Here is a 13,818-nt window from a genome sequence, read left to right as displayed (position 1 = left end):
GTCTCGATACTGGATACGATAAACCGGCTTAGCTGCATAACCTGAACCGCCGTATACGGAACCGTACGTACGGTGGTGTGAGAGGACGGCGGCTGTGAAGCCGTCTCCTACTCGATTCCAGGCAGGCGTTAGGCGTAACGTTTAAAGTGGGCTGATGCGCACCAGCAGGCCGAGGCTGCCGTGATCGAGGTAGGTCAGTTCGCCGCTTTGCAGGCGAACGCTGTGCTTGATCAATTCGCTGCTGCTGAGTGCGCCGCTGTCATCGAAGCGATTGACCCACAGGTTGGCGCTCAGGTCGATGAGGCGATCCTGTTTCAGGTCAAGGGTGCCCTCAACCGGAAAATGGCCGAACTGTTCGGTGCCGCTGCTCAGCGCCACTCGGCCCGGGCTGGCACCGATGCTCTGCGCCCAGGCTTTGTGCAGCAGCACGGTATAGCCGTTAGCCGGAGTGAGTTTGCCCGCTTCATTATTCAGCGTAGTGGCACGCTCCTGGCTGGGGTCAATCGGCAGTGCGCCTTGTGCCCAGTCGTCGGGGGCGGGGCGGGCGGCGGGCAGCGGCTGGGTTGTTTGCCGGAAGACGATCACTTCAACCTGGTACATGGCCTCGGCAAAGGCGGTGCTAGTGCTCAGTAGCGCTAGCAAAACAAGCGAGAGCGAGGCCAGGGGGCGGAGTGCGCGCATGGGGTCAGTCCTTTAGGCAGAGGGAGTCAGGCGCTCGAATAGCGCTTCCAGGGTGTCGAATCGATGTTCCGGGCGCTCCATCGGCACCTGGAATTTGAACAGTGTGGCGCCTTCGAACTTGTAGCGGTTCGGTTGGCCCTGGATCAGTTTGATCAGGGTCAACGGATCGACACAGGTATCGGCGGCGAATTCGATGCGGCCACCTTGTGGGCCGGCATCGACCTTCTTGATGCCGAGCTTTTCCGCCTGCAATTTCAGCAGGGTCAGGCGCACCAGGTTCTTGCTCGGTTCCGGCAGCAGGCCAAAGCGGTCGATCATTTCCACCTGTAGCTCTTTCAGGCCGTCTTCGTCGGCAGCCGAAGCGATGCGTTTGTAGAGGATCAGCCGCGCATGCACGTCCGGCAGGTAGTCCTCCGGGATCAGCGCCGCCACCCGCAGGTTGATTTCCGGGCCGCCCCCGAGGGGTTGGTCGAGGTTGGGTTGTTCGCCCTTGCGGATGGCTTTCACCGCGCGCTCGAGCATTTCCATGTAGAGGGTGAAGCCGACTGCCTGGATCTGCCCGCTCTGGCCGTCGCCGAGCAGTTCGCCGGCGCCGCGGATTTCCAGGTCGTGGGTGGCCAGGAGGAAGCCTGCGCCGAGATCCTGGGCGCCGGAGATGGCTTCGAGGCGCTTCTGCGCGTCGTCGGTCATCTGCTTGCGCGGTGGGGTGAGCAGGTAGGCGTAGGCCTGGTGGTGACTGCGTCCGACCCGGCCGCGCAGTTGGTGCAGCTGGGCTAGGCCGAACTTGTCGGCGCGCTCGATGATGATGGTGTTGGCGCTCGGCACGTCGATGCCGGTCTCGATGATGGTCGAAGCGATCAGCACGTTGAAGCGCTTGTGGTAGAAGTCGCCCATCACCTGTTCCAGCTCGCGTTCGCGCATCTGCCCATGACCGATGCCGATGCGCGCTTCCGGTACCAGCTCGGCGAGGTCGGCGGCGCATTTCTCGATGGTTTTCACATCGTTGTGCAGGTAATAGACCTGGCCGCCGCGCAGCAGCTCGCGCAGCAGCGCTTCCTTGATGGTCGGGTTGTTCTGCTCCATGACGAAGGTGCGTACCGACAGGCGGCGCGCCGGCGGCGTGGCAATGATCGACAGGTCGCGCATGCCCGCCACGGCCATGTTCAGGGTGCGCGGGATCGGCGTGGCGGTGAGGGTGAGGATATCCACCTCGCTGCGCAGGGCCTTGAGCTGTTCCTTCTGGCGCACGCCGAAACGGTGTTCCTCGTCGATGATCACCAGACCCAGGTTGTTGAACTGGACTTCGCCCTGCAGCAGCTTGTGGGTACCGATGACGATGTCGACCTTGCCCTCGCTCAGTTGCTGCATGGCGCTCGCGACTTCCTTGGGGCTCTTGAAGCGGCTCATCACCTCGACATTCACCGGCCAGTCGGCGAAGCGGTCGCGAAAGCTGTTGTAGTGTTGCTGGGCGAGCAGGGTGGTCGGCACCAGCACGGCCACCTGGCGACCGCTGTGCACGGCGATGAAGGCGGCGCGCATAGCTACTTCGGTCTTGCCGAAGCCGACGTCGCCGCAGATCAGGCGATCCATCGGCTTGGCCGAGAGCATGTCGTCGCGCACCGCATCGATGGCGGTTTGCTGGTCCGGGGTTTCCTCGAACGGGAAGCCGGCACTGAAGGTCACGTAGTCGAGTTGCGGGTCGGCGAAGGCATAGCCCTCGCGGGCGGCGCGGCGGGCATAGATGTCGAGCAGTTCGGCCGCGACATCGCGCACCTGTTCGGCGGCCTTGCGCTTGGCTTTCTGCCAGGCTTCCGAGCCGAGGCGGTGCAGCGGGGCCAGGGCATCGTCGCTGCCGGTGTAGCGGGCGATCAGGTGCAGGCTGGCGACCGGCACATACAGCTTGGCTTCCTCGGCGTACATCAGGGCGAGGAACTCGGCGGCTTGACCGTCGATTTCCAGGGTGACCAGGCCCAGGTAGCGGCCGACGCCGTGATCGATATGCACCACGGGCGCGCCTTCACGCAGTTCGGTGAGGTTCTTGATCACGTTGTCGCCGCCGTCGCGCGATTTCTCGCGGCGGCGGCGTTGCATCACCCGCTGGCCAAACAGTGGGCTCTCGGCGATCAGGGCCAGGTCGTCGAGCCGCAGGCCGTCGTCGAGCGGGGCGATGGTGATAGCCAGGCGCTCCTTGCTGGCGGTGAATTCCGGCCAACTGGCCACTTCCCTGGGCTTGAGTTTGAGGCGGGCGAGCAGTTCCAGCAGCACTTCGCGGCGCCCGGCGGACTCGGCGCAGAACAGCACGCGGCCCGGATACTCTTCGATAAAGCGGCGCAGGGCGGCCAGCGGCTCGCTGGCCTTGGCCTGGATCGCCAGGTCGGGCAAGGGTTGCGCGTTGAAGCGCTGGCGGCCGACGCCCGGCTCGATGTCTTCCTGGCTGATGACGACTCGTGGCCAGTCTTTCAGGCGGGCGAAGCAGTCTTCGACCGGCAGGAAGATGTCGGCCGGCGGTAGCAGCGGGCGTTCGGGGTCGACCCGGCGCTCATCAAAGCGGCTGCGTGCGTCGCTCCAGAAGTGCTCGGCGGCTTTTTCCACGCCAGGCAGGGAAAATACCTGGGTGTCCTGCGGCAGGTAGTCGAACAGGGTCGCGGTTTCTTCGAAAAACAGCGGCAGGTAGTACTCGATACCGGCCGGGGTGATGCCGGTGGACAGGTCCTGGTAGATCGGGCAGCGGCGGAAGTCGACGTCGAAACGCTCGCGAAAGCGTCCGCGAAAATCCGTGACGGCCTTTTTCTCCAGCGGAAATTCGCGGGCCGGTAGCAGCTTGACCGACTTGACCTTGTCGATCGAACGCTGGGTTTCCGGGTCGAAGGTGCGCAGGGTTTCGATCTCGTCGTCGAACAGGTCGATGCGAAACGGCTGGTCACTGCCCATCGGGAACAGATCGATCAGGGCGCCGCGCACGGCGAATTCGCCGTGTTCGTAGACCGTGTCGACGCAGCGATAGCCCGCCGCTTCCAGGCGGGTGCGCATGTCGTTGACGTCGAGCTTCTGGCCGGCGTCCAGCACCAGGCTGCTGCCGAGCAGGAAGCGCTTGGGCGCCAGGCGGTGTAGGGCGGTGGTGATCGGCACTACCAGCACGCCATGTTTCAGCTCTGGCAGGCGATAGAGCGCGGCAATGCGCTGCGAGATGATGTCCTGATGCGGTGAAAACAGGTCGTAGGGCAGGGTTTCCCAGTCGGGGAAATGCAGAACCGGCAGTTCCGGGGCGAAGAAGCTCAGCTCCTGCTGCAGGCGCTCGGCGTTCTGACTGTCGGCAGTCAGTAGCAGGGTAAAGCGCTTGGCAGCGCTGGCGGCTTCGGCAATCGCCAGGCTCAATGCGGCACCGGGCAGGTTGCCCCAGTGCTGTTTCCCGGCGGTGGCGGGCAGGGACGGTAGACGCAGTACGGACACGGGCGGCTCACGGGCATGACGACATGGCCCGCGATTGTAACTATCCGCGCTGGTTGCTGTCAGTGTTTCGTCCGTTGCAGATTGCCGGCGATTGTCTCCGCCGTCATAATGTAGCCCCTTTTTTCAGCCCCTACATGTGGAAGGTACTGCCCGTGAATCAGAAGCCCGACCAGTGTCTCGGTGAGTGGATCGATCGTGAAGCCCTCGCAGAAGCGATGATTCCCTTGATTGGTCAACTCTACCGCAACAACAACGTAGTCACCTCGATCTACGGTCGTAGCCTGATCAACCGTTCGGTCATTCAGATTCTCAAAGCCCATCGCTACGCCCGCCATCGTCTGGATGGCGATGCCGAGCTGTCGGTGCATGACACTTTCCCGATGCTCAAAACCATGAGCGAGCTCAAGCTGGGCGCCGCTTCCGTGGATCTGGGCCGGATGATGGCCAAGTACCTGGCAGAGGCCAATGGCCGCAGCATCGAGCAGTTCGTGCGTGACGAGCTGGAGCCGGTAGCCGGTCAGCAGAATGTCGTGGCCCGCAAGGGTACCGATGTGGTGCTCTATGGTTTCGGTCGTATCGGTCGTCTGCTGGCGCGCATCCTGATCGAGAAAACCGGTGGTGGTGACGGTCTGCGCCTGCGCGCGATTGTCGTGCGCAAAGGTGCAGATAACGATCTGGACAAGCGCGCCAGTCTGTTGCGGCGTGACTCGGTGCACGGTCCGTTCGACGGCACCATCGTTGTCGACGAGGAAAACAACACCATCACCGCCAATGGCAACCTGATCCAGGTGATTTATGCCAAGTCGCCCAGCGAAGTCGATTACACCCAGTACGGTATCGACAACGCGCTGCTGGTGGACAACACCGGTGTGTGGCGTGATGCCGAGGGCTTGAGCCAGCACCTGGCCTGCCCGGGCATCGCTCGCGTGGTGCTGACGGCGCCCGGCAAGGGCGCGCTGAAGAACATCGTGCATGGCATCAACCATGGCGATATCACCGCCGACGACAAGATCATTTCCGCCGCCTCCTGCACCACCAATGCCATCGTGCCGGTGCTCAAGGCGGTGAATGACAAGTACGGCATCATCAATGGCCACGTCGAAACAGTGCACTCGTACACCAACGACCAGAACCTGATCGACAACTTCCACAAGGGCAGTCGTCGGGGTCGTAGTGCCGCGCTGAACATGGTGATCACCGAGACCGGTGCCGCCACTGCCGCTGCCAAGGCGCTGCCGGTGCTCAAGGGCAAGTTGACCGGCAACGCCATTCGCGTGCCGACGCCGAACGTGTCCATGGCCATCCTCAACCTGAACCTGGAAAAGCCCGCAACCCGCGAAGAGATGAACGAGTACCTGCGCTACATGGCGCTGCACTCGGATCTGCACAAGCAGATCGACTTCGTCAATTCCCAGGAAGTGGTCTCCACCGACTTCGTCGGCTCGCGTCACGCCGGCGTGGTGGATGCCGAAGCAACCATCGCCAATGACAATCGTGTCGTGCTCTATGTGTGGTACGACAACGAGTTTGGCTACAGCTGCCAGGTGGTGCGCGTGATGGAAGACATGGTCGGAGTCAATCCGCCGGCTTTTCCGCGCTAAGCGTTAGCAGCAATTGAAAAAAACGGGAGCCTCGGCTCCCGTTTTTTTATTCGGGCCTGCTGGTCAATCGTTGAGCAGGCTGCTCCGCAGACTAGCCGACAACCCGTTGGGTGCCAGCCAGATGCCCAGGTAGGCGCTGGCCAGTTCCGGGTTGTTGCTGGCGAAGGCGGTTTTGCCGTTGCGTTCCAAGCTCAGGCCGCTATTTGCGTTGTAGTTGAGGGCGTAACGGTCGCCTGGATTGATGTCCAGGAAACTCGCGTGCAAGGCATCCAGATCGCTGCGCAGGCGTTCGAGGGTAGGTTTGTCATGCTGCCTTTCTAGCGTGATCCAGGCGGCCTCGATCACGTCGTCGCGCTGGATCTTGCGAAAGTAATAGAGCTCCAGACGCTTGCTGTGTTGGCGGTCAAGGGCCTGGGCTGCGCTGATGTTGGGTTCTGCATAGAGGGCGGCGGCGTAGACGTCGACCCACAGGTAGCGCAGCACACTTTGGTTCTTGCGCTCCAGGCTGGCTCGTTCCAGGGTCGCCAGTGGAGCGAAATTCGCCTCGCGCAAGCGCTCGTCGGGGTTGGCGAGCAGGGCGGGGCTGAGCAAGAGCAGGGCGGTAAGCAGCAGTAGTTTGCGCATGCTGTGACTCCGGGCGGCGGGGTGACTGTCATTTCACCCGTGCAATGATTTGAGTCAAGTTCGGACTGTTGCGCCCTATTACGAAAAGTTCAAAAAAAGCAAGCGCTTGGGTGGTCAGTTGGGGGGCGCGTCTTTATAATCAAACGGATTTTTTACCCGCGCTCGGCATCATTACCCACGCCAATATCAGTATTGGTGTGGGTATGGCTATTAAGCATCCAGATGCCGCCCGTATTCTAAAAAAAGCTTATAAATCAGTGGTTAGGCAAACCTATGATCAAATTGAAACATGGGCTTGATTTGCCCATAACAGGCGCGCCGGCGCAGCGTATAGAGGCTGCAAGGCCGATACGCAGTGTCGCCATCGTCGGCTTCGATTATCACGATATGAAGCCAACGATGCAGGTGCAGGTCGGCGATCGAGTCAAACTTGGTCAAGTGCTGTTCTCCGATAAGAGATCGCCAGGGGTTGATTACACTGCGCCAGGCGCCGGGGTGGTCAGTGCGATTCACCGCGGTGAGAAGCGCGTGCTGCAGTCGCTGGTGATCGACCTGGACGGCGATGAGCAAGTGACCTTTGCCAGCTATCCGCTGGCGCAGTTGGATGGGTTGAGTGATGCGCAGGTTCGCCAGAACCTGCAGCAGTCCGGTCTCTGGACCGCACTGCGCACTCGTCCGTTCAGCAAGGTGCCTGCGGTAGATGCGCAGCCCAGCTCGATTTTCGTCACGGCCATGGACACCCAGCCGTTGGCCGCTGATCCGGCTGTGGTCATCGGCGAATATGCCGCTGATTTCGAAAACGGTCTCAAGGTGCTGAGCAATCTGGCCAAGGTCTTCCTGTGCAAGGCCGAGGGCAGCAGCCTGCCGGGTGAGCAACTGAGCAAGGTGCAGACCGAGGCGTTTGCCGGTCCGCATCCGGCTGGTCTGGCGGGCACCCATATCCACTTTCTTGATCCGGTCAGTGCCAGCAAGAGTGTCTGGTCGATCAACTATCAGGACGTGATTGCCGTCGGCAAATTGTTCACTACCGGGCAGTTGTGGGTCGAGCGCGTAGTCGCCCTGGCCGGTCCGGTGGTTGAGCAACCGCGTCTGCTGCGTACCCGCCTGGGTGCCAGTCTGGACGAACTGACTGCCGGTCAACTGCAATCTGGTTATAACCGCGTGGTTTCCGGTTCGGTACTGGGCGGGCGTACCGCCCAGGGCGCCTTCGCTTACCTGGGGCGTTACCACTTGCAGGTGTCGTGCCTGGCTGAGGGTAATGACCGCGAGATGCTGCATTACCTGCGTGCCGGGGTGAACAAGCATTCGGTGTTGAATGTGTTCGTTTCCAAGCTGGCGGCGGCGAAGAAGTTCGCGTTCTCCACCACGACCAACGGCAGTCCGCGTGCCATGGTGCCGGTCGGCAATTACGAAGAAATCATGCCGCTGGACATCCTGCCGACGCAATTGTTGCGCTACCTGATCGTCGGTGACACCGAGATGGCCCAGAAGCTTGGCTGTCTCGAACTCGACGAGGAAGATCTGGCGCTGTGCAGCTATGTCTGTGCCGGCAAATATGAATATGGCCCGATCCTGCGCGATAACCTCGCCCGTATCGAAAAGGAGGGTTAACCCATGGGTATTCGCGAATTCCTCGACAAGATCGAGCACAACTTCGAGAAGGGCGGCAGGTACGAGAAGTGGTACGCCTTGTATGAGGCGGTTGACACCTTCCTCTATCGCCCCGCTAGCGTGACCAAAACCACTGCTCACGTGCGTGACGGCATCGACCTCAAACGCATGATGATCATCGTCTGGTTGTGCACCTTCCCGGCGATGTTCTTCGGCATGTGGAACACCGGTTACCAGGCCAACCTGATTTTCGCCCAGAGCCCCGAGCTGTTGGCCGCGCAGGAAGGCTGGCACTTTGCGTTAATCAGCACGCTGGCCGGTTTCGATCCAAACAGCCTGTGGGATAACTTCATCCAGGGAGCTGCCTGGTTCCTGCCGGTCTATGCGGTGATTTTCATCGTTGGCGGTTTCTGGGAAGTGCTGTTTGCTTCGATCCGCAAGCATGAAGTCAACGAAGGTTTCTTCGTCACCTCGGTGCTGTTCGCCCTGATTCTGCCGCCGAGCATTCCGCTGTGGCAGGTGGCGCTGGGCATCAGCTTCGGTGTGGTGATCGGCAAGGAAGTGTTCGGCGGTACCGGCAAGAACTTCCTCAACCCGGCGCTGACCGGCCGTGCCTTCCTGTTCTTCGCCTACCCGGCGCAGATGTCGGGTGATGCGGTGTGGACCGCAGTCGACGGCTTCGCCGGTGCGACCGCATTGAGCCTGGCCGCGTCCGGCGGGATCGAAAACGTGATCGGTCAGGGCATTACCTGGATGGACGCCTTCGTCGGCACCATTCACGGCTCCCTGGGTGAAACCAGCACCCTGGCGATCCTGATCGGCGGCAGTGTGCTGTTGATCACCAAGATTGCTTCCTGGCGCATCGTCGCCGGGGTGATGTTGGGCATGATCGGCCTCAGCCTGCTGTTCAACGCCCTTGGTTCGGCAACCAATCCGATGTTCGCCATGCCGTGGTACTGGCATCTGGTGGTCGGCGGTTTCGCCTTCGGCATGTTGTTCATGGCCACCGATCCGGTGTCGGCGTCCATGACCAATACCGGCAAGTGGATTTTCGGTGCCTTGATCGGCGTGATGGTGGTGTTGATCCGCGTGGTCAACCCGGCTTTCCCGGAAGGCATGATGCTGGCGATTCTGTTCGCCAACCTGTTCGCACCGCTGGTCGACCACTTCGTCGTTCAAGCCAATATCAAGCGGAGGCTGGCACGCAATGTCTAGTCAAAAAGAATCCACCGCCCGCACCCTGACAGTGGCCCTGCTGGTGTGCCTGGTGTGCTCGGTGTTCGTCGCCGGTGCCGCCGTGGCGCTCAAGCCGACCCAGTTGGACAACCGGCTGTTGGACAAACAGCGCAGCATTCTGGCGATTGCCGGGCTGGGCGAGCCGAGCATGTCGGCAAGCCAGGTCAAAGAGCTGTTCAAAAGTACTATCAGCGCCAAGCTGGTCGACTTGGAGAGCGGTAAGTTCTCCGATGCTCAGAACCCGATGACCTTCGATCCGTTGAAAGCCTCGAAAGATCCCAAGCTCTCCAGCGCTCTGCCAGGCAGTGAAGATATTGCCGGGCTCAAGCGCCAGGAGCGTTTCAGCACGGTTTATATCGTCCAGCAGGAGGGGCAACTCGAAACCCTGATCCTGCCGGTACGTGGTTATGGCCTATGGTCGACCCTGCATGGTTTTATCGCGGTCAAAGGCGATCTGAATACCGTGGTCGGCATGGGTTTCTATCAGCACGGCGAAACCCCGGGTCTTGGCGGCGAAGTGGATAACCCCAAATGGAAGGGGCTATGGCCAGGCAAAATCCTCTTCGACGAAGAAGGCAAGCCAGTCGTGCAAATCATCAAGGGCAGCGTAGATCCGCAAAGCCCCGAGGCTAAGCACCAGGTCGATGGCTTGGCAGGCGCCACCCTGACCAGTAAAGGGGTGGAGAACCTGTTGCGATTCTGGCTCGGCCAGAGTGGCTTCGGTCCGTTTATCGCGAACCTGCGCGCAGGGGAGGCTTGATCATGTCGCAACCCACGATCAAACAAGTACTGCTGGATCCTATTTTCAATAACAACCCCATTGGCCTGCAGATCCTCGGTATCTGCTCCGCCCTGGCGGTGACCTCGAACCTGAAAACCGCGCTGGTCATGTCCATAGCACTGACCCTGGTGACCGGTTTCTCCAACCTGTTCATCTCGATGGTTCGCAGCCAGATTCCCGGCTCGATCCGCATGATCGTGCAGATGGTGATCATCGCCTCCCTGGTGATAGTGGTGGATCAGGTGCTCAAGGCCTATGCCTTCAGCCTGTCCAAGCAGCTGTCGGTGTTCGTCGGGCTGATCATCACCAACTGCATCGTGATGGGCCGCGCCGAAGCCTTCGCCATGCAGAACCCGCCGGTGTTGTCGTTCTTCGATGGTATCGGTAACGGCTTGGGCTACAGCGCCATGCTGATCGTGCTGGGTATCGTTCGCGAGCTGTTCGGCGCGGGCAAGTTGATGGGCTACGAGATCATTCCGGTGATCAACGACGGTGGTTGGTATCAGCCTAACGGCTTGTTACTGCTGCCACCTTCGGCGTTCTTCCTGATTGGTCTGTTCATCTGGGCCTTGCGTAGTTGGAAAAGAGAGCAGGTCGAGAAGCCGAGCTTCAAGATGGCGCCGCAAGTCTCGAACAAGGAGGCCTACTAATGGAGCATTACATCAGCTTGCTGGTCAAAGCGGTGTTCGTTGAGAACATGGCGCTGGCCTTCTTCCTCGGCATGTGCACCTTCATCGCCATCTCGAAGAAAGTCGAGACAGCGATTGGTCTGGGCATCGCGGTGATTGTCGTACAGGTGATTACCGTACCGGCGAACAACCTGCTTTATACCTATCTGCTGAAGGATGGTGCGCTGGCCTGGGCCGGTATGCCGGAAGTCGATCTGAGCTTCCTCGGGCTGCTCAGTTATATCGGGGTGATCGCGGCGATCGTGCAGATCCTCGAAATGCTCCTGGATAAGTACGTGCCCTCGCTGTACAACGCCCTCGGCGTGTTCCTGCCACTGATCACGGTGAACTGCGCGATCATGGCCGGCTCGTTGTTCATGGTCGAACGTGACTACAACCTGGCGGAAAGTACCGTGTACGGCTTCGGCTCGGGGCTGTCCTGGGCGCTGGCGATTGCCGCTTTGGCGGGGATTCGCGAGAAGCTCAAGTACAGCGACGTACCGGCAGGTTTGCAGGGGCTGGGCATCACCTTTATCACCATCGGTCTGATGTCTCTGGGCTTTATGTCCTTTTCCGGCGTGCAGTTGTAAGGAAGGGATGAATAGATGATCAATTACGAAATTTTTCTCGCGATCGGCATGTTCACCGGCATTGTGCTGGCGCTGGTGCTGATCATTCTCGCTGCGCGCGCCAAACTGGTTTCCAGTGGTGACGTGAGCATCGAGATCAATGGCGAAAAAACCATTGTGGTGCCTGCGGGCGGCAAGCTGCTGCAGACCCTGGCGTCCAACAACATCTTCCTGTCGTCCGCCTGTGGCGGCGGCGGTACCTGCGCGCAGTGCAAGTGTTTAGTGGAAAGCGGTGGTGGCGAAATGCTGCCGACCGAAGAAGCTGCCTTCACCCGTCGCGAGGCCAAGGCTGGCTGGCGTCTGTCTTGCCAGACTCCGGTCAAGCAGGACATGAAGATCGAGGTTCCGGAAGAAGTCTTCGGCGTGAAGAAGTGGGAATGTACGGTGTTGTCCAATCCGAACGTGGCCACCTTCATCAAGGAACTGACGCTGAAACTGCCGGAAGGCGAGAACGTCGACTTCCGCGCTGGTGGCTATGTACAGCTGGAGTGCCCGCCGCACGAAGTGCGTTACAAGGACTTCGATATTCAAGAGGAGTATCGCGGCGACTGGGACAAGTTCAACCAGTGGAAGTACGTGTCCAAGGTCGAAGAGACCACGATCCGTGCCTATTCCATGGCCAACTATCCGGAAGAAGTGGGTCTGGTGAAGTTCAATATCCGGATTGCTTCGCCACCACCGGGCAAGGACGATTTGCCACCGGGCAAGATGTCCTCCTGGGTGTTCGGCCTCAAGCCGGGCGACAAGGTCACCGTGTACGGTCCGTTTGGTGAGTTCTTCGCCAAGGACACCGATGCCGAGATGGTCTTCATCGGTGGCGGTGCCGGCATGGCGCCGATGCGCTCGCATATCTTCGACCAGCTCAAGCGCCTCAAGTCGACGCGCAAGATCAGTTTCTGGTACGGCGCACGTTCCATGCGTGAAGCCTTCTATGTCGAAGAATACGATCAGTTGCAGGTGGAGAATCCCAACTTCAAGTGGCACCTGGCGTTGTCCGATCCGCTGCCGGAAGACAACTGGACCGGGATGAAGGGCTTCATCCACAACGTGTTGTTCGAGAACTACCTGAAGGAGCATCCGGCTCCGGAAGATTGCGAGTTCTACATGTGCGGCCCACCGATGATGAACGCCGCCGTGATCAAGATGTTGGTCGACCTGGGTGTGGAGGAGGAAAATATCCTGCTCGACGACTTCGGCGGCTAAGCATGAAGTCAGCGTTTCTCCAGCCCGTTATCGCTGTCGCCTTGGCGACAGCCCTAGCGGGCTGTTTGCATTCTGAGCAGGTCGAAGAGTTCGGCGGCCCGACCATGGGCAGCACCTACACGGTCAAATATGTCACCGGCGAGGGTGTCGCCGATGCGCCGGCCCTCAAGACCGCGACCGAGGCAATTCTGGCCGAAGTCGATCAGCAGATGTCCACCTACCGTGACGATTCGCTGATCTCGACGTTCAACCGGGCGCCGGCGGGCAGCTGTATGGCCATTCCCGCCGGGATGCTCGAGGTGGTGCGCTTGGGGTTGGAGCTGGCCGAGGACAGTGGCGGTGCTTTCGATCCGACCCTCGAACCGTTGCTCAATCTGTGGGGCTTCGGCCCGCAGGCGCGGGTCGAGCGTGTGCCGAGCGCCGAGCAACTGGCCGAGGCGCGGCTGCGCAGCGGTTATCGGCACCTGCGCATAGACGGGCAGCAACTGTGCAAGGACGTCGATCTGCAGCTGGATCTCAACAGTATTGCCGCCGGTTATACGGTCGAAAGAATCGTCAGTCGCCTGACCGAGCTGGGTGTCGACAGCTACCTGGTGGACGTCACCGGGGAGCTCAAGGGGGCGGGCAAGAAGCCGGATGGGCAGCCCTGGCGCATCGCCATCGAGGCGCCGCGTGATGATCAGCGGGTGGCACAGAAGATTCTGCAACTGGATGGTTACGGTATTTCCACCTCGGGGGATTACCGTAATTATTTCGAGGAGAACGGCGTGCGCTACTCGCATACGCTTGATCCGCAAACCGGCGCGCCCATTACCCACACGCTGGCGGCGGTGACGGTCGCCGATCCGTCGACTTTACGCGCCGATGGCTTGTCTACATTGTTGATGGTGCTGGGGCCAGAGCGGGGTTTGGCCTACGCTGAGCAAGCCGGCATCGCAGCATTTTTCGTGACCCGCGAAGGCGAAGGCTTCGTCACACGGGCTAGCACGGCTTTCGAGCAGCTATTCGCTGCAGGAGAAGAGCAATGATTTGGTTGATCGTATTTTTCACCATGCTGTTGGTGGTGGCGTTGATGGCCGTTGGCGTGATCATGGGGCGTAAACCGATTGCCGGTTCCTGTGGCGGCATTGCCAATCTGGGGATCGAGAAAGAGTGCTCGATTTGCGGCGGTAGCCGCGAGAAGTGCGAAGAGGTCAACAGCACGCCGCCGGCCGGCACCAGCGCACTGCCCTACGACGCGACCAAGCGCTAATCGCCATTCGCCGGTCTGCATGTCAGGCTGTCGAATCACGTATCGATTGCCAGGCTGCCCTGATGCAGCGCTGGCCCTGCCG

General features: G+C 60.5%; 13 protein-coding genes. 10 read left to right on the top strand and 3 right to left on the bottom strand.

Going from position 1 to position 13,818, the window contains the following annotated elements; translation table 11 throughout:
- Positions 1-141: 141 nt before the first annotated feature.
- On the bottom strand, positions 142-681 hold the full coding sequence (locus G9C89_RS19530; protein WP_172151206.1) for a CsiV family protein: 540 nt from the start codon (positions 679-681) through the stop codon (positions 142-144).
- Between the two features lie 12 nt (positions 682-693).
- Positions 694-4,131 (bottom strand): transcription-repair coupling factor, encoded by a 3,438-nt coding sequence (mfd, locus tag G9C89_RS19525; RefSeq protein ID WP_172151204.1) that lies wholly within the window; start codon positions 4,129-4,131, stop codon positions 694-696.
- A 134-nt stretch (positions 4,132-4,265) separates the two neighbouring features.
- Here mfd and G9C89_RS19520 point away from each other — a divergent pair, with 134 nt between their 5' ends.
- A complete protein-coding gene (locus G9C89_RS19520) occupies positions 4,266-5,732 on the top strand; it encodes a glyceraldehyde-3-phosphate dehydrogenase (RefSeq protein WP_172151202.1) in 1,467 nt (488 codons plus the stop codon).
- 63 nt (positions 5,733-5,795) lie between these two features.
- Here the strand turns inward: G9C89_RS19520 and G9C89_RS19515 are convergent, their stop codons facing one another.
- The gene (locus G9C89_RS19515; protein ID WP_172151200.1) at positions 5,796-6,356 is read right to left on the bottom strand and encodes a chalcone isomerase family protein; all 561 of its coding nucleotides are present in this window, start codon (positions 6,354-6,356) and stop codon (positions 5,796-5,798) included.
- 68 nt (positions 6,357-6,424) lie between these two features.
- On the opposite strand from G9C89_RS19515, the gene G9C89_RS19510 reads away from it, so the two are divergent.
- From G9C89_RS19510 to nqrM, 9 genes are read left to right on the top strand one after another with little or no spacing between them, the layout of a single operon-like run.
- A complete protein-coding gene (locus G9C89_RS19510; protein WP_172151198.1) occupies positions 6,425-6,655 on the top strand; it encodes a hypothetical protein in 231 nt (76 codons plus the stop codon).
- On the top strand, positions 6,630-7,967 hold the full coding sequence (locus G9C89_RS19505; protein WP_172151197.1) for a Na(+)-translocating NADH-quinone reductase subunit A: 1,338 nt from the start codon (positions 6,630-6,632) through the stop codon (positions 7,965-7,967). Before G9C89_RS19510 ends, G9C89_RS19505 begins: the two co-directional genes overlap by 26 nt.
- A gap of 3 nt (positions 7,968-7,970) precedes the next feature.
- Positions 7,971-9,182: an NADH:ubiquinone reductase (Na(+)-transporting) subunit B gene (locus tag G9C89_RS19500; protein WP_172151195.1), complete on the top strand. Its 1,212-nt coding sequence runs from the start codon at positions 7,971-7,973 to the stop codon at positions 9,180-9,182.
- Entirely contained in the window at positions 9,175-9,963 is a 789-nt protein-coding gene (locus G9C89_RS19495) for a Na(+)-translocating NADH-quinone reductase subunit C (protein WP_172151193.1), read from the top strand. Before G9C89_RS19500 ends, G9C89_RS19495 begins: the two co-directional genes overlap by 8 nt.
- Positions 9,960-10,634, top strand: a complete 675-nt coding sequence (locus G9C89_RS19490) for an NADH:ubiquinone reductase (Na(+)-transporting) subunit D (RefSeq protein WP_172151191.1) — start codon at positions 9,960-9,962, stop codon at positions 10,632-10,634. The genes G9C89_RS19495 and G9C89_RS19490 overlap by 4 nt, the downstream gene beginning before the upstream one ends.
- Positions 10,634-11,242: an NADH:ubiquinone reductase (Na(+)-transporting) subunit E gene (nqrE, locus tag G9C89_RS19485; RefSeq protein WP_172151189.1), complete on the top strand. Its 609-nt coding sequence runs from the start codon at positions 10,634-10,636 to the stop codon at positions 11,240-11,242. Before G9C89_RS19490 ends, nqrE begins: the two co-directional genes overlap by 1 nt.
- Positions 11,243-11,257: 15 nt before the next feature.
- Positions 11,258-12,484, top strand: coding sequence for an NADH:ubiquinone reductase (Na(+)-transporting) subunit F (gene nqrF, locus G9C89_RS19480; protein ID WP_172151187.1), 1,227 nt, complete (start codon positions 11,258-11,260; stop codon positions 12,482-12,484).
- A gap of 2 nt (positions 12,485-12,486) precedes the next feature.
- Entirely contained in the window at positions 12,487-13,512 is a 1,026-nt protein-coding gene (locus G9C89_RS19475) for an FAD:protein FMN transferase (RefSeq protein ID WP_172151185.1), read from the top strand.
- A complete protein-coding gene (gene nqrM / locus G9C89_RS19470; protein ID WP_172151183.1) occupies positions 13,509-13,736 on the top strand; it encodes a (Na+)-NQR maturation NqrM in 228 nt (75 codons plus the stop codon). Before G9C89_RS19475 ends, nqrM begins: the two co-directional genes overlap by 4 nt.
- Positions 13,737-13,818: the final 82 nt, after the last annotated feature.

Origin of the sequence: Pseudomonas tumuqii, from assembly GCF_013184545.1 — a bacterium.
GTDB classification, from domain to species: domain Bacteria; phylum Pseudomonadota; class Gammaproteobacteria; order Pseudomonadales; family Pseudomonadaceae; genus Aquipseudomonas; species Aquipseudomonas tumuqii.
Note: the sequence above shows the minus strand (reverse complement) of the source record. Positions and strands in the feature narration are given on the sequence as shown.